Genomic DNA, 15,458 nt, shown 5'->3' with positions numbered 1-15,458 from the left:
TGATAGCAGGCTGACTTCTGAAGCAAGGCTTTTCAGGAGACTTCACACATGTCGATCATCATCAAACCCGATGCCTTCTTGAAGGCGAAGATCGTGGATCTGGTTCTGCGCGAGCGCGCCATTGCGCTGAGCCCGCGAGAATGGAAGCACCGGTTGGCCGGATATGGCTACGGGATCAAGGACACCGGCGCGGGACAGGTCATCGAGACACTGCCGCACCATGTCGAGATCTGTTCGCTGCCGGCCGAACTCAGCGCCTGATCCCGCAGTCTGGCTATCGTCCCGGGATCGCATCGCGCGCAGTCGCGGGCTCCCAGTTTTCGATCAGGTCGATCGCTTCCTGCGCGGTTTCGACAAAGCGGAACAGGTCGAGATCCTCGTCCGAGATCGTGCCAGCGTCGGCCAGCGCGTCCCAGTTCAGGATCTTGTCCCAGAAGCTTCGGCCGAACAGGATGAAGGGCACACGCTGCATGCGGCCGGTTTGGATCAGGGTCAGGGATTCGAACATTTCGTCCATCGTGCCGAAGCCGCCGGGGAAGATGCAGATCGCGCGGGCGCGCATCAGGAAATGCATCTTGCGAATAGCGAAGTAGTGAAAGTTGAAGCACAACTCTGGCGTGACGTATCGGTTCGGCGCCTGTTCATGCGGCAGCACGATATTGAACCCGATGGATGTGCCGCCCGCGTCCGCCGCGCCGCGGTTGCCGGCTTCCATGACGCCCGGTCCGCCCCCCGTGACGACAACGTTTTCACGGCCATCCGACTCCAGGCTTTTCAAGGTCATCAAACGGGCGAATTCGCGGGCCTCGTCGTAGAATTTCGACAGACCCGCCAGCGTCGCGGTGCGCGCGGTGTTCTGCTTTGACGGCTCGGGGATCCGGGCCCCGCCGAACAGCACGATGGTGCTGCTGATCCCATGTGCGTCCAGCGCCATCTCGGTTTTCAAAAGCTCCAGTTGCAACCGCACGGGCCTGAGTTCATCGCGGCACATGAAATCTTCGTCGGTGAACGCAAGGCGGTAGGACGAGGCGCGCGTTTGTGGTGTGTCGGGGACCGTACGGGCGGTCGTGCGATCGGCGTGCGCGTCGCGCAGAGGATGTGGTTTGTTCATTGATGTCTCCGAACAGCGGTTGTCGTCAGCGTCACCTGAGCCGCGGCAAGATGCAATGCAATTGCGCGACCGCAGGTGGGCTTGTATAGCGCAGGCAAGCAAATTCAATCAGATCCGGAGCCAGCCCCATGTCCAATGCCCAGCTTGAAACCGCCATCGAAGCCGCCTGGGAGGCGCGCGATACCATCACTCCGGCCACCGGAGGCGAGACGCGCGAGGCGATCGAGAACACTCTGGACGCGCTTGACAGCGGCAAGCTGCGCGTGGCCGAGCGTCAGGCGAACGGCGATTGGCATGTGAACCAGTGGGCCAAGAAGGCGGTATTGCTGGGCTTTCGGATCAAGGACATGGCGATTCAGTCGGGCGGCCCGCAGGGCGGCGGCTGGTGGGACAAGGTGGACAGCAAGTTCGCCGGTTGGGGCGATGCCGAATGGAAGGACGCGGGCTTTCGCGCGGTGCCCAACTGCGTGGTGCGCAAGTCGGCCTATATCGCGCCCGGCGTGGTGTTGATGCCGTCTTTCGTGAACCTCGGCGCCTATGTGGACGAGGGCACGATGGTCGATACATGGGCCACGGTCGGGTCGTGCGCGCAGATCGGCAAGGGTGTGCACCTGTCGGGCGGTGTCGGCATCGGCGGTGTGCTGGAGCCGATGCAGGCCGGCCCGACGATCATCGAGGACAACTGCTTTATCGGCGCGCGGTCCGAAGTGGTCGAAGGCTGTATCATACGCGAAGGGTCGGTTCTGGGCATGGGCGTCTATATCGGCCAGTCGACCAAGATCGTGGCCCGCGAAACCGGAGAGGTCATGTATGGCGAAGTGCCGTCCGGATCGGTTGTCGTGTCCGGCTCCATGCCAAGCAAGAACGGTGTGAACCTCTATTGTGCCGTGATCGTCAAGCGGGTGGATGCCAAGACGCGGTCGAAAACATCGATCAACGAATTGCTGCGCGACTGATACGACCTGCACGAAAGCGATGCCCGCCATGAGCGAGACACCGAAGAAAGAGAAGAAACCGTCGCGCCAGCAGGTCTATACCCTGCTGGTGCAGATTGGGCGCAAGGCGGGCGACGGGTTGCCGAAAAAGGCGACCGGCGCGGGGTTGATGATCTATGCCAGCGGCGTGGACGAGGCGGAGGCGGTGCGCGAAACCGTGGCGATCCTCAAGCAGGCCGACACCGCACCGCTGGATGTCACCGGGTATGGCACCTTGGCCGAACGCGAGGCCGAGGGCCACGAGATCGACGCGGAAGAGCGCGCGCTGATGCAGCGGGCGCTGGATGAAAACGCCGTGATCGTGGCGCAGATGACGCCGTTTTACGGCGAGTTGCCCGAAATCGACGAGGATTAAAGACGAGTCAGGCCGCGCGTTGCCGCTTGGAGGTTATGCCGCGCGTTGCCGCTTGGGCGTTATGCCGCGCGTTGCCGCTTGGGCGTTATGCCGCGCGTTGCCGCGCGAGGTGAATCGCTTCGAACCATCGCAATACCTGATATGCGGCGCGCCCGTGTTCGGGCAGGCTGCTGCGGTCCAGACCGTTGAGCAAGCTTGTTTCAAGATGGGCGGCATTGCGCCGGATGCGTCCGATATACAGGCTTTCAGCCAATGTTCCGGCGGCATGGATCGTGTCATGGGCGGGCAAGAGCACCTGCGTATAGGTAACAGTGGGGCCGCAAGGTTCCGCCCGCGCCGCAAAGCCATTCACCAGATGCCGCGCAGGCACCAGTACCGCCTCCTGATTGAACAGGTATTCAACCTCGGGCCCGTCGATCATCAGGCGCTGGTCGGGGTTGACGATGATATCCTGCTGCAGGCCGAAATAGGGCGCCCGCAGCCGCACCGGGGCAAAACTTCCACGCGCAGGGACCGTGCGCGCCACATTGTGCAAGACGGGCACAACGTCGCCGCCATGGGTCATGACGGTGTCGCCACGCCCCAGTTGACGCGCGGGCTTGTATCCCCAGGGCGTGGCCAGCGGCGTGGCCGGATGAAGCGTCGGCATCGGTCCTATTGGTTCGACCTGGTCGGACAGGGCGGCAAAGACCACGTCGGCCGAAAGCGTCTGATCGCCGTGCCCCAGCATCATGTCGTGCAAATCCGAAAGACACATCGGCATGGCGCCGACGACGGGCACGCTCACGACCCTGTGGTCTTCTGGCAACTCGACGGTCAGTTGCCCCCAGTTCCGCGGCGCATCCCAGGAAAACGTGATGCGCAAGACATCCGCCCGGCCGTCGTTGCTGCGCTGGACAGCAGCGTGCGCGATCTTGCTGCCCTGCACCTGCACCATCGCGATCCCGCCGCCGGGTATGGCCTGAAACATCAGGCTGCGTTGCTCGGGGTAGGCGTGGTTGTAGCCGAACAGGACATGCGGGCGCCCATCATCCGAAAGGCGTGTTTCCACCATGACGCTGCCGCGTGGCAGCATCTGATCGGGATCGTCGGAGCAGATCGGCTCGGCCTGTTTGTCACCCCCGATCCCGCGCAGGGAAAAGCGGCGTTCTTCGTGATCTGCCAGTGCGATCCAGGTCATGTCGGGTCTATCCGGTTTGGGCAGCTTGGCGCGGCTAAGGTACGTTTTGCAAACCGGCGTGCGGCTGCGCCGTAGCCAAGGGCCATGGCGGCGCGGCTGCGGCGGGGCCCGTCGCTGCCGACGGCGACAGGGTGGGACGCGTCTGGCATCGCCATTCCATCGCCGGGGATGGCTTGCACCATCGCTGACGCCGGCGTGCCCCCCCGGACCGTTTCAATCAAAAGCGTTGACGCCTGTACCATATCCGCCTTAAGCCCATCGGGAGGTCGGCACATCGGCGCAGCGCACGGTCTTCGCCCGTGAGATTTGTACAATTCGGTACGGTTGGCCCCAGTTTTTTGGGTGCCTGACTGCTGATGCCCTGCCTCGGGTCATGTTATTGCCCTACGATTAGCACGGTTGCGCGGCATCTGTTAAGCAATTCCTCTCACAAGGGTCTTGGCTTTGCGTTGTTTTCGCCACAAGTCTGACGGGACCCGATAATGGACTGATCACAAGGAGTTTCCATGCCCGTACCGGACCCCGTTTCCCTGACTGCCGATCTGATCCGCTGTGCCTCCGTCACGCCTGCGAACAACGGCGCGCTTGAGCTGTTGCACGCCGCGTTGGAGCAGGCCGGGTTCGAATGTTCCTGGGCGGATCGGGGCGGCATTCGCAATCTTTTTGCCCGGTGGGGCGACAAGGGGCACAAACGCACCTTCGGGTTCAACGGGCACACCGATGTGGTGCCGGTGGGTGACGCCGACGCCTGGACCCACCCGCCGTTCGGGGCCGAGGTGGTGGATGGCGTGATGTTCGGCCGCGGCGCCACGGACATGAAATCAGGCGTTGCCGCCTTTGTCGCCGCGGCGGTCGATCTGGTCACGCAGGCGCCGCCCGACGGTGCGGTCATCATCGCGATCACAGGCGACGAGGAAGGCGACGCCACGGATGGCACCACGGCCTTGCTGGAACATATGGACCGCGCGGGCGAGCGCATGGATGTCTGCCTGGTGGGGGAGCCGACCTGCCCCGACCAGATGGGCGATATGATTAAGATCGGGCGGCGCGGGTCGATGAATGCGCGTATCCGGGTGATCGGAAAGCAGGGGCACTCGGCCTATCCGCATCGCGCCCGAAATCCGCTGCCCGCGATGGCGCGGCTGATCGACAGGCTGGCCAGTCGCGAACTGGACCGCGGGACCGATCATTTCGATGCCTCGACACTGGCGGTGGTCACCATCGACACCGGGAACCCGGCCACCAACGTCATCCCGGCGGACTGCACGGCGGGTGTGAATATCCGGTTCAACGACAGCCATACCGGCGCCGGCCTGTCCGATTGGTTGCGATCGGAAGGCGACCGGATCGCGGAGGAGTTCGACGTCAAGGTCGAGATGTCGATCAAGATTTCCGGCGAAAGCTTCGTCACGCCGCCGGGCCCCTTGTCCGATCTCGTGGCCCGCGCGGTAGAGGCGGAAACCGGACGCACACCGGTCTTGTCCACCACCGGCGGCACATCGGACGCGCGCTTTGTCAAGGATCACTGCCCTGTGGTCGAATTCGGATTGGTCGGCCAATCCATGCATCAGGTCGACGAGCATGTGAAGATCGCCCACATCGAGCAGCTGACGGCCATATACCGCCGCATCTTGGGCGATTACTTCGCATGAGCGTGACAGTATCCCAGACCGGCGATCTGGCCGCTTGCCATGCTCTGCGCCGGACCGTGTTCATCATCGAACAGAACGTGGCCGAGCACGAGGAACTGGACGGCCTGGACGCGCAGGCGCTGCACCTGCTGGCGGTCGAGGGGGACACACCCGTCGGCACCGCGCGCATACTGGTAAAGGATGGCACCGCCAAGATCGGGCGCGTCTGTGTCCTGTCCGCGCATCGCGGCACGGGGTTGGGCGCGCGGATCATGCAGGCGGCGATTGAATTGGCCGGGGCGCAACCGGGCGTGACACAGGCCAGGCTGGGCGCGCAACTGCATGCGCTGGGATTTTACGAAAAGCTTGGGTTCACGGCGTGTGGACCGGTCTATGACGATGCGGGCATCGACCACCGCGACATGGTGCGCGCACTGTGATGCAAACGCTGATCGTGATGGTCAAGGAACCGCGGCCCGGTCGGGTCAAGACCCGGCTTGGGCGCGACATCGGACCGACGGCTGCCGCGTGGTGGTTCCGTCACCAGACCAGGCAGTTGCTGCGCAGGGTCGCGGACCCACGCTGGCAGGTCATCCTGGCCGTTGCGCCCGACCGTGCCGGACTGCAAAGCCGTGTGTGGCCCGCGCAGATCCCGCGCTGGCCGCAGGGACGCGGCGATCTGGGCCAGCGGATGGGTCGGGTGCTGGCCGGTGCACCGCCCGGCCCGGCCTGCGTGATCGGGGCGGATATTCCGGGCATCCGCGCGCATCACATCGCGCGGGCATTTGCCGCTTTGGGCCGCAATGACGCGGTATTCGGCCCTGCCCCCGACGGCGGCTACTGGCTGGTCGGGCTGAAGCGCAATACGTCCGCGCCGCGCAGCCTGTTTCGCGATGTGCGCTGGTCCAGCGAACATGCGCTGGCCGATACCATCGCCGGGCTGCCGGGGCGGCGAATTGCCCTTGTCGATACGTTGCGTGACGTCGACACCGCGCGCGATTTGCCCATGACGACACCCCGCGCCCGTGATACCTGATCAGGCATGAGCCATATCCCATCCAAAGCCGAGATCCTTGAGTGGATCGAACAGAATCCCACCCTGACCGCCAAGCGCGATATCGCCAAGGCCTTCGGGATCAAGGGCGCCGCACGGATCGACCTCAAGCGTGTTCTCAAAGAGCTTGAGGCCGAAGGGCAGTTGGAGAAGCGCAAGAAAACCTATCAGGATCCCGACCGCCTGCCGCCGGTCAGCGTGCTGCTGGTCACGGGTCCGGACCGCGACGGCGATCTGTTCGCCAAGCCGCTTGAATGGCTGGGCGAAGGGGTGGAGCCGCAGGTGCTGGTCATTCCGCGCGCGTCCGATCCGGCGCTGGGCGAAGGCGACCGGATACTGGCCCGGCTGACGTTGATCAAGGGCGAGGATCACCATTACGAAGCGCGGCTCATCCGGCGTATCGGCACGAACCCCAAGCGGATGCTGGGCGTGTTCCGCAAGACCGCCGAAGGGGGCCGGATCGTGCCCATCGACAAGGGCGCAGACCGTGAATGGCAGGTTGCCGGCGACGCCACCCACGGCGCCAGGGATGGTGAGCTGGTCGAAGCGGAGCAGGCCGGGCCCAAGGGCCGCATGGGTCTGCCGCGTGCCCGGATCGTCGAACGGTTGGGCGATCCCAGTGCGCCCAAGGCGGTGTCGCTGATCGCCATCCACCAGCACGGCATCCCCGATGCCTTTCCCGATGACGTGATCGCCGAAGCCGATGCGGCCAAACCGCTTGGCCTTGAGGGGCGCGAAGATCTGCGCGATCTGCCCTTTGTCACGATCGACCCATCGGATGCGCGGGACCATGACGATGCGTGCTTTGCCCACGCGGATGAAGACCCCAAAAACGAAGGCGGGCACATTCTTTGGGTCGCGATTGCCGATGTTGCGGCCTATGTCACCCCCGGATCGGCGCTGGACCGCGAGGCGCGCAAGCGCGGCAATTCCACCTATTTTCCCGATCGCGTCGTGCCGATGCTGCCTGACCGGTTGTCCGGTGACCTGTGCAGCCTGCACGAGGGCGTGCCGCGCGCCTGCATCGCTGTGCGGATGCAGCTTGATTCGCATGGCCAAAAGCTGTCGCACGGCTTTCATCGCGGGCTGATGCGCTCGCAGGCAAGCCTGAACTACGAAGAGGTGCAGGCCGCCGTCGATGGCGCGCCGAATGATCGCACCGGTCCCTTGTTGGAGACTGTTATCAAGCCGCTTTACGCGGCTTACGGCGCGCTGGTCACGGCGCGGGGCCAACGCCAGCCGCTTGACCTCGATCTGCCGGAACGGCGGATCGAACTGGACAAGGAGGGCCGGGTCACGTCGGTGAATTTCAAGGACCGCCTGGATGCGCACCGTCTGATCGAGGAATTTATGGTGTTGGCCAACGTGGCCGCCGCGCAGACCCTGATCGCCAAGAAGACGCCGCTGCTGTTTCGTGTGCACGAGGAACCCAGCCCCGAAAAGCTTGACGCATTGCGCGAAACGGCGGCCGCGTCCGGCTATACGCTGGCCAAGGGCCAGGTGCTGAAAACCGCGCATCTGAACAAGTTGTTGAACGATGCCGCAGGATCGGACGAGGCGGAGCTGATCAATATCTCGACCCTGCGGTCGATGACACAGGCCTATTACAGCCCGAATAACCTCGGTCATTTCGGATTGGCGCTGGGACAGTACGGGCATTTCACCTCGCCCATCCGCCGCTATGCGGACCTGATCGTGCACCGCGCCCTGATTGCGGCGCATGGCTGGGGCAAGGACGGGCTGAGCCTGTATGACATCGAGACGCTGGAGGAGACCGGCGCACATATCTCGGACACCGAACGCCGGTCGATGGTCGCGGAGCGCGACACCACGGACCGGTATCTGGCGGCGTTTCTGAGCGAGCGTGTGGGCAATGAATTCACCGGGCGGGTCAGTGGCGTCGCCCGCTTCGGTGCCTTCGTGAAACTGGACGAAACCGGGGCCGACGGGTTGATCCCGATGCGGTCGCTGGGGCGAGAGTATTTCCACTTCGATCGCGAGGCGGGCACGCTCATGGGCTCTGACACAGGGCTGACGATCGGCATTGGACAGCGGGTGACTGTGCGGCTGGCCGAGGCCGCACCGGTTACCGGGGGCATCGCGCTCGAGCTGTTGTCGGTGGAAGGGGACAAGATCCCGCAGGGTCGACAGTCGCCCGCCGGGCGCAGCCCCAAGCGGCGCGGCGTCAAAGCGAAACGCAAGGCCGACAAGGTAAAGCGCAAGGTCAAACGGACGCGGCGTTAGGCAAAGCCGCGCCTGATTGGCATCGATGCTGCATTGATGGCTTTTGCGATGGCTGCAATGTCGCTAAATTGGCGACAATAATAACCGAAGCAGCAGGGCACATCATGCAGTGGATTTCCTTTGGATCAGTGGCCGTGATGGCGGCGATTTTGGGCACCTCGACCCTCGCCGGATCGGTCGAGCGGTCGGTCAGGCCGATGATCCGGCCCGCGGGCGCGACAGTGATGCCCGTCATGGCGCTGGCTGCGGTCACCGCCAAAGCCAGCCTGAGACCGAAGGTGCGCCCCGCCGCTCCGATCAAGGCAAATACCGCACCGACCCCTGAAAAGGAAAACGAATTCGCCGCGTGGGGTACGGGGTTCAAAGCCCGCGCATTGGCCCAGGGCATCAGCGCGCGCACCCTGTCCGCCGCATTCGACGGTGTGCGCTACGATCCATCGGTGATCAAGCGGGACCGGAACCAGTCGGAGTTCACCAAGACAATCTGGGATTACCTCGATAGTGCCGCCTCGGACGTGCGCATCGCGAATGGAAAGAGCGCGCTGAGCACCCATGCCGCCAAGCTGACCCAGATCGAGGCGCGCTATGGCGTCGAAAAAGAGGTCGTTCTGGCGATTTGGGGGCTGGAGAGCGCCTATGGCGCGTTTCGTGGCAGCAATGACGTGATTCAGTCGCTGTCGACGCTGGCCTTTGACGGGCGGCGCGGCGCGTTTTTCGAAGAGCAACTGATCGCGGCGCTCAAGATCCTGCAATCGGGCGATACTGCGCCGCGCAACATGACCGGCAGTTGGGCCGGAGCGATGGGCCACACGCAGTTCATTCCGACATCCTATCTGCAATATGCCGTTGATTTCACCGGCGACGGGCGACGCGATATCTGGTCGGACGATCCAAGCGATGCGCTGGCCTCAACCGCGGCGTATCTCGCGAAATTCGGGTGGACGAAAGGACAGCCTTGGGGGGTCGAAGTGCGACTGCCCAGCGGGTTCGATTATGCCCTGGCCGACCGCAAGATCGAAAAGATGCCAAACGACTGGGCGCGGCTGGGTGTGGTCGATGTGAATGGCGTCGCGGTTCCGGCGCGCCATGGCAAGGCCTCTGTCCTGCTGCCTGCGGGGAACAAGGGCGCGGCGTTCATGATCTTTGACAATTTCGCCGTGATCGAACGGTACAACACCGCCGATGCCTATGTCATCGGGGTGGGGCACCTGAGCGACCGGATCAAAGGTGGTCCTGCGATCCGCTCGGGATGGCCGCGCGACGACCGGGCGCTGACATTCGATGAACGCCAGGAAATGCAGCGGCGGCTGACGGCCGGGGGGTTCGACACCAAGGGCATCGACGGGCGCATCGGCCCCAAGACGATCGACGCGGTGCGCGATTTCCAGCGCGCCAAGGGCCGTGTGCCCGACGGATATGCATCGCTTCAGCTTTTGAACGCGCTGCGCTGACAAAAAAAGCCCCGGAAACAATCCGGGGCTTTTTCGTGTCTGACGGGCGCCGATCGCTTAACCGGGCGACATGCCGCGCAACCTTTCCGAGCGGCGACGCAAAAGCTCGACCGTGGTCAGCAGGCAGATCGAGATGATCACGAGGATCGTGGCCACCGCCAGGATGGTCGGGCTGATTTGTTCGCGCAGACCGGTGAACATCTGCCATGGCAGCGTTTTCTGACCGGCGGAGCCGACAAACAATACCACGACGACCTCGTCAAACGACGTGATGAAGGCGAACAGCCCGCCCGAAATCACCCCCGGCAGAATAAGCGGCATCTGAACCCGAAAGAATGTCGTGACAGGATTGGCGCCCATGTTGGCCGCGGCCCGTGTCAGCGACCGGTCAAAGCCGACCAGTGTCGCCGTGACCGTGATGATGACAAACGGAATGCCAAGCGCGGCATGCGCCAACACCACGCCCAGGTACGTGCCTTGCAGGCCGATCCTGCTATAGAAGAAGTACATGCCGGCAGCGGAAATGATGAGCGGCACGATCATCGGAGAGATGAGCACCGCCATGATGGCACGGCGGAATGGTACATGCGGTTGGCTTAGGCCGATCGCGGCAAGCGTGCCGAAGCTGACCGACAAAAGCGTCGCCACGGGCGCGATCATCACCGAATTGCGCAGAGCGTTCTGCCAATCGGAACTGCTGAAGAAGTCGCGGTAGTGCTTGAGCGAATACCCTGCCGGATCGAAACGCAGCATTTCCGGAGTGAAGGTAAAGAAATTTTCGGCGTTGAAGCTGAGCGGCATGACCACGAGGATCGGTGTGATCAGGAACACCAGGATCGCACCGCAGATCACCCGGAACGTGAAATGCCACAAGACCTGCATCGGTGTGAGGTATGGTGGAACCTTGGCGCGGTATCGGCCCTCGTAAAGCCAAAAGCTGAACCAGGCGAACAGCCAGCCAAATATTCCGCCGATCACCATGGCGGGCAAACCGCCGAGGAAATAGCCGACCACCGCCAACAGAACGACCGTGCCCCAGCGGCTTGGGGTTTCGGACTTGATGATCTGCGTCAGCACATAGGCCAGCGCGCCCATAGCGATGGCTCCGACGACGATGCCCAGCAGGCCGCTGCCCTGCGCGGTGCCGACAAACAGGCCGGCAAAGGCCCCCGCCGCGGCCACGACGGGCACATAGAAGGAGACGGGTGTGCGGGAGATAGGTGTCAGTGCGGCCATGATCTTTACCCCAGTTTCACGTTATCGATGCCGACGATCTTGTCATAGGCCCAGTAGAGCCCAAGTACGACGGCAAGCAGGATTGTCCCAAGCGCGGCGGCCAGTCCCCAGTTCAGCGAACTGGAGATATGATAGGCAATCCGGTTGGAAATGAATGTGCCCGTCGTACCACCCACGATTTCAGGCGTGATGTAGTAACCGATGGACAGGATGAACACGAGAATCGACCCGGCGCCGATGCCCGGAACGGACTGCGGGAAATAGACCCGCCAGAAGGCTGTCCAGTTCGTGGCGCCCAGTGATTTGGCGGCCCGCAGATAGGTCGGCGGTATCGTCTGCATCACCGAATAAAGCGGCAGGATCATGAAGGGCAGCAGAATATGCGTCATCGCGATGATCGTGCCGGTCTGATTGTTGATCAGCGCAAGCCGGCTGTCGTCGGCCACCACGCCGAGCCAGACAAGCGTGTCGTTGATCACGCCCTGCTGTTGCAGCATTACCTTCCACGCAGAGGTGCGCACCAGCAGCGATGTCCAGAACGGCAGTAGCACGAGGATCATCAGAAGGTTGGCCGTGCGCGCGGGCAGGTTGGCCAGGATCCAGCCGACCGGATACCCAAGCAGGATGCAACTGCCGGTGATCATCAGCGACATGAACATCGTACGCATGAAGAGCGTGCCATAGATGCGTTCGTTTTCATCGCGCAACGCCGGGCCGTCCGGTGTCTTTTGCATGTCCACGGCGTTCAGGAAGTAACCGGAGGTGTATTTCGGGCTGTACATCTGGATCGTCTGCCAGACGTCCATGCTGCTCCAGTCCTTGTCGATGTCTTCGAAGGCGGCGGCAAAATCGACAGTCTCGAACTCCGAGACCGCTGCGGCGGCGGCCTGCAGCTTGTCGGCGCCAAAGCCGGAATAGTTGGCGATCTGCGCGGCGTTGGGACCGGTCAGATCATCGTAGAGCGCGGAATAAACCACGGCCCACGGGTCTTCGGTATAAAGGTTGTCCTCGTCTTCGACCTGCACGAAATTCGCGAAGATCTCGTATTTCGCTGCTGTTTCCGGCAGCAGTTCCGCGATGTCGTCGCGCAGCTCGAAGCGGGGCTGGCGGTCGCCGGAGTCTTCGTTCCAGGCGGCATGATCGGCGAGCCAGTCGTCCGACCCCATCATTTGATTCCAGTTTTCGCCCTTTTCCCAGAATTCATCGAGGTCTTCGAACTGGTCCTGGTAGACTTCGCCCATATCCTCGACTTTGCGGCCGGATTTGCGAAACAGCGATGATACGCCCGTCAGCTCATAGTTCAGGCGCGACCCAAGGCGCGTGTGCTCCTTGCGTTCCTGCGCAATGAAAATGTCTTCGTAGAGCGCCTTGTAGACCGGAGCCTCGGGCAAGGCACCCGCATCGGCATCCCAATCCCCCAACAAGTCGGTGGTGCGCGGCAGCGTTTCCGACACGATCTGGTTTTCCACCGAGCGGAACAGCATGTCAGCGATCGGCGCGATAAAGGTGAGCAGGACAAAGATCAGTAGCGGTGCAACCAGCATCAGCGCCCGCAATTTCTGGCGGCGAAGGGCGCGATTCAGACTGCGCTTGAGCGGTGTGCCGTCCGCGGCGAGCACCGGTCCTGCCTTCTTGCTGTCGGCAAGCCGCGCGGCGTCGTCGGGTGTCGGTGCCTGATTGGCTGTCGTGGCGTCGGTTACATCGCTCATGTCGCCCCCATCGGGTTTGGAGAGAAGGAAGGTAAAGGGAAAAACGAATAAGGGGTGGAAGGGGCCGCGATGGGCCCCTTCCGAAAGCTTAGCGGCTTATTGTGCCAGCCACGCCTGGAATTTCGCGTCGATGTCGTCGCGATAGTCGGCCCAGAACTCGTAGTTGTAGAGGAACGTGTTCTTGGCGTTTTCGGGATCGGTCGGCATATGGGGTGCCATCTCGATGCCCAGTTCGGCGTGCTTGCCCACCAGCGGTGCCGAGGACTTGCGCGCCGGACCGTAGCTGATGTATTTCGCCTGGTCCGCCAGACGCTGCGTGTCGGTGGCGAACTTGATGTAGTCAAGTGCACGCGCCTTGCGCTCGTCGCTCAGGCCGGCGGGAATAATCCAACCGTCAAGGTCGAACACCTGCGCGTCCCACAGCATGCCGACGGGCTGGTCCTGCTCTTCGATGAGCGAGAACAGGCGACCGTTGTAGGTCGAACCCATGACGATTTCACCGTCAGCCAGAAGCTGGGGCGTGTCGGCGCCCGCGGACCACCAGATCACATCGTCCTTGATGGTGTCGAGCTTGTCCAAGGCCTGCTGCTGACCTTCTTCGGTCTCCAGCACGTCATAGACGTCTTCCTTGGCCACACCGTCACAGAGCAGCGCCCATTCCATGTTGTTAATCGGACGCTTTTCCAGCGCGCGCTTGCCCGGATAGGTTTCGGTGTCGAACACGGCGCAGACGGATGTCGGCGGTGTGTCACCCACCATGTCGGTGCGATAGCCGAAGGTCGTGGAGTACACGATCTGCGGAATGAAGCAGTCGCTGACCAGCAGGTCGCCGAAGTCATCCTCGGCGGAGGTGCCGTCGGGGGCGTCTGCCAGCATCTCGTCAGGGTCGATTTCCATCGCCAGGCCTTCGTCGCACAGGCGGATGGCATCGGATGCGACAACGTCGACGACGTCCCATGTCACATTGCCCGCTTCGTTCATCGCGCGCAGTTTCGCAACCGCTTCGGCAGAGGATTCGTCGTTGATGATCTCAACGCCGGTCATTTCCATGTAGGGGTTGTGATACGCCTGCTGCTGCGAATTGGAGTAGGCGCCGCCCCAGCTGACGATCGTCATTTCGTTTGCCATGTGAGCTTCGGCCGAGGCCATGCTCGCCACGGCGGTCAGGGCCGTTGATGCAAGTATAGTCTTCGTGAGTTTCATTATGGATAGTCTCCCATTTGTTACCCGTTTGAGTCGTGAGGTTGCGATGACGGGCTTCTTCACAGCCTCTTGGAACATCGCGCGCCCCGGTTGGGGACGCTGCGACACTGCGCGCGCGGCTCTGACGACCAGCGTCAGGCGTCCAGCGCGCGGCAATCGTCCGGCAGCCAACCAATGTCGATTTGCTGACCGGGTTTCAGGCGCACCTGATCGGGTGCGTTTCTGGTCTTGATGACGAAATCGTCCTTTCCGGCAACCCGCAGGCGCGTGCGAAAGATATCGCCCATATAGATGAATTCGAGAACCTCGGCCTTCAGCGTATGCGCATCCGGGCTGAGACGTTCCTTGTTGTATTCAACGCGTTCAGGGCGGATCGACACGCGGGTGCGCTCCCCGGCCTTGCTCACGTTGATCGGCTTGGCGTCGATCAGCGCGCCACCGTCAAGTTCAACCACGGCATAACCGCCCTTGATTTCCTTGACCACGCCCTCAAGCGTGTTGTTTTCGCCGATGAACTGCGCCACGAAGCTGTTTTCGGGCTCTTCATACAACTTGTCTGGCGGCGCCAGCTGCTGAATGCGGCCATCGTCGAACACCGCAACACGGTCCGACATGGTCAACGCCTCTGTCTGGTCGTGCGTCACGTAAACGACGGTGATGCCCAGCTCGTGTGCGAGGTTGGTGATCTCGAACTGCAGGGTTTCGCGCAGCTGCTTGTCGAGCGCGCCCAGCGGTTCGTCCATCAGCACCAGTTCGGGTTCGAACACCAGCGCACGTGCGAGGGCGATACGCTGCTGCTGTCCACCCGACAATTGCGCGGGGCGACGCCCGGCAAAGCTGCCCATCTGCACCCGGTCGAGCGCCGTCTTGATCTTGTCCTCGCGATCGGATTTTCCGATTTTGCGGACTTCCAGCGGAAAGGACAGGTTTTCCGCCACCGTCATGTGCGGAAACAAGGCGTAGTTCTGGAACACCATTCCGATCCCGCGCTTGTGGGGCGGAATGTCGTTGATCGATTTCCCGTCCAGGCGAATGTCGCCATGGGTAGCGGTCTCGAACCCGGCCAGCATCATCAGGCAAGTCGTCTTGCCCGAGCCGGACGGTCCAAGCATGGTGAGAAACTCACCCTTGGGCATCGAGAGGTTCAGATCTTTGACGACAAGGTTTTCGCCGTCGTAACTTTTCTGCACGCGATCGAATTCGACGAAGGCGTCGTTGGATGTCGTATCGGCCAAAATTCGGCTCCCCGTTGGACTTGGCGGTTATCCGCACTTGTTGAGTGCAAGCTA

14 protein-coding genes are annotated in these 15,458 nt (G+C 62.5%); 8 read left to right on the top strand and 6 right to left on the bottom strand.

Translation table 11 applies throughout. The features are described 5' to 3' along the window. Positions 1-48: 48 nt before the first annotated feature. On the top strand, positions 49-261 hold the full coding sequence (locus tag FDT80_RS09695; protein ID WP_138662084.1) for a hypothetical protein: 213 nt from the start codon (positions 49-51) through the stop codon (positions 259-261). 13 nt (positions 262-274) lie between these two features. Here FDT80_RS09695 and FDT80_RS09690 read toward each other — a convergent pair whose 3' ends face one another. Further along, the gene (locus FDT80_RS09690; protein ID WP_138662083.1) at positions 275-1,111 is read right to left on the bottom strand and encodes an LOG family protein; all 837 of its coding nucleotides are present in this window, start codon (positions 1,109-1,111) and stop codon (positions 275-277) included. 128 nt (positions 1,112-1,239) lie between these two features. Between FDT80_RS09690 and dapD the strand changes: the two genes are divergently transcribed. After that, the gene (dapD, locus tag FDT80_RS09685) at positions 1,240-2,067 is read left to right on the top strand and encodes a 2,3,4,5-tetrahydropyridine-2,6-dicarboxylate N-succinyltransferase (RefSeq protein WP_138662082.1); all 828 of its coding nucleotides are present in this window, start codon (positions 1,240-1,242) and stop codon (positions 2,065-2,067) included. 28 nt (positions 2,068-2,095) lie between these two features. Further along, on the top strand, positions 2,096-2,461 hold the full coding sequence (locus FDT80_RS09680) for a hypothetical protein (RefSeq protein WP_170311839.1): 366 nt from the start codon (positions 2,096-2,098) through the stop codon (positions 2,459-2,461). A gap of 85 nt (positions 2,462-2,546) precedes the next feature. Here the strand turns inward: FDT80_RS09680 and FDT80_RS09675 are convergent, their stop codons facing one another. After that, a complete protein-coding gene (locus tag FDT80_RS09675; RefSeq protein WP_138662080.1) occupies positions 2,547-3,641 on the bottom strand; it encodes a Hint domain-containing protein in 1,095 nt (364 codons plus the stop codon). A 506-nt stretch (positions 3,642-4,147) separates the two neighbouring features. On the opposite strand from FDT80_RS09675, the gene dapE reads away from it, so the two are divergent. The 5 genes from dapE to FDT80_RS09650 all read left to right on the top strand — a co-directional run bounded on the left by dapE (position 4,148) and on the right by FDT80_RS09650 (position 10,021). Then, entirely contained in the window at positions 4,148-5,293 is a 1,146-nt protein-coding gene (gene dapE / locus FDT80_RS09670) for a succinyl-diaminopimelate desuccinylase (protein ID WP_138662079.1), read from the top strand. After that, complete coding sequence (locus FDT80_RS09665; protein ID WP_138662078.1) at positions 5,290-5,712, top strand: GNAT family N-acetyltransferase; 423 nt, start codon at positions 5,290-5,292, stop codon at positions 5,710-5,712. Before dapE ends, FDT80_RS09665 begins: the two co-directional genes overlap by 4 nt. Then, positions 5,712-6,308 carry a TIGR04282 family arsenosugar biosynthesis glycosyltransferase gene (locus FDT80_RS09660; protein ID WP_425471985.1) on the top strand — a complete coding sequence of 199 codons (597 nt, stop codon included), beginning with the start codon at positions 5,712-5,714 and terminating at the stop codon, positions 6,306-6,308. The genes FDT80_RS09665 and FDT80_RS09660 overlap by 1 nt, the downstream gene beginning before the upstream one ends. 6 nt (positions 6,309-6,314) lie before the next feature. Then, on the top strand, positions 6,315-8,570 hold the full coding sequence (gene rnr, locus FDT80_RS09655; protein ID WP_138662076.1) for a ribonuclease R: 2,256 nt from the start codon (positions 6,315-6,317) through the stop codon (positions 8,568-8,570). A 104-nt stretch (positions 8,571-8,674) separates the two neighbouring features. Further along, positions 8,675-10,021: a lytic murein transglycosylase gene (locus FDT80_RS09650; protein ID WP_138662075.1), complete on the top strand. Its 1,347-nt coding sequence runs from the start codon at positions 8,675-8,677 to the stop codon at positions 10,019-10,021. 57 nt (positions 10,022-10,078) lie between these two features. Here the strand turns inward: FDT80_RS09650 and FDT80_RS09645 are convergent, their stop codons facing one another. The 4 genes from FDT80_RS09645 to FDT80_RS09630 all read right to left on the bottom strand — a co-directional run bounded on the left by FDT80_RS09645 (position 10,079) and on the right by FDT80_RS09630 (position 15,404). Next, positions 10,079-11,257 carry an ABC transporter permease gene (locus FDT80_RS09645; RefSeq protein ID WP_138662074.1) on the bottom strand — a complete coding sequence of 393 codons (1,179 nt, stop codon included), beginning with the start codon at positions 11,255-11,257 and terminating at the stop codon, positions 10,079-10,081. A gap of 5 nt (positions 11,258-11,262) precedes the next feature. Continuing rightward, on the bottom strand, positions 11,263-12,966 hold the full coding sequence (locus FDT80_RS09640) for an ABC transporter permease (protein ID WP_138662073.1): 1,704 nt from the start codon (positions 12,964-12,966) through the stop codon (positions 11,263-11,265). Between the two features lie 96 nt (positions 12,967-13,062). Continuing rightward, positions 13,063-14,169, bottom strand: a complete 1,107-nt coding sequence (locus FDT80_RS09635) for an extracellular solute-binding protein (protein WP_138662072.1) — start codon at positions 14,167-14,169, stop codon at positions 13,063-13,065. A 134-nt stretch (positions 14,170-14,303) separates the two neighbouring features. Beyond that, positions 14,304-15,404: an ABC transporter ATP-binding protein gene (locus FDT80_RS09630; RefSeq protein ID WP_138662071.1), complete on the bottom strand. Its 1,101-nt coding sequence runs from the start codon at positions 15,402-15,404 to the stop codon at positions 14,304-14,306. Positions 15,405-15,458 lie beyond the last annotated feature (54 nt).

It is taken from the genome of Sulfitobacter sabulilitoris, from assembly GCF_005887615.1.
GTDB classification, from domain to species: domain Bacteria; phylum Pseudomonadota; class Alphaproteobacteria; order Rhodobacterales; family Rhodobacteraceae; genus Sulfitobacter_E; species Sulfitobacter_E sabulilitoris.
Note: the sequence above shows the minus strand (reverse complement) of the source record. Positions and strands in the feature narration are given on the sequence as shown.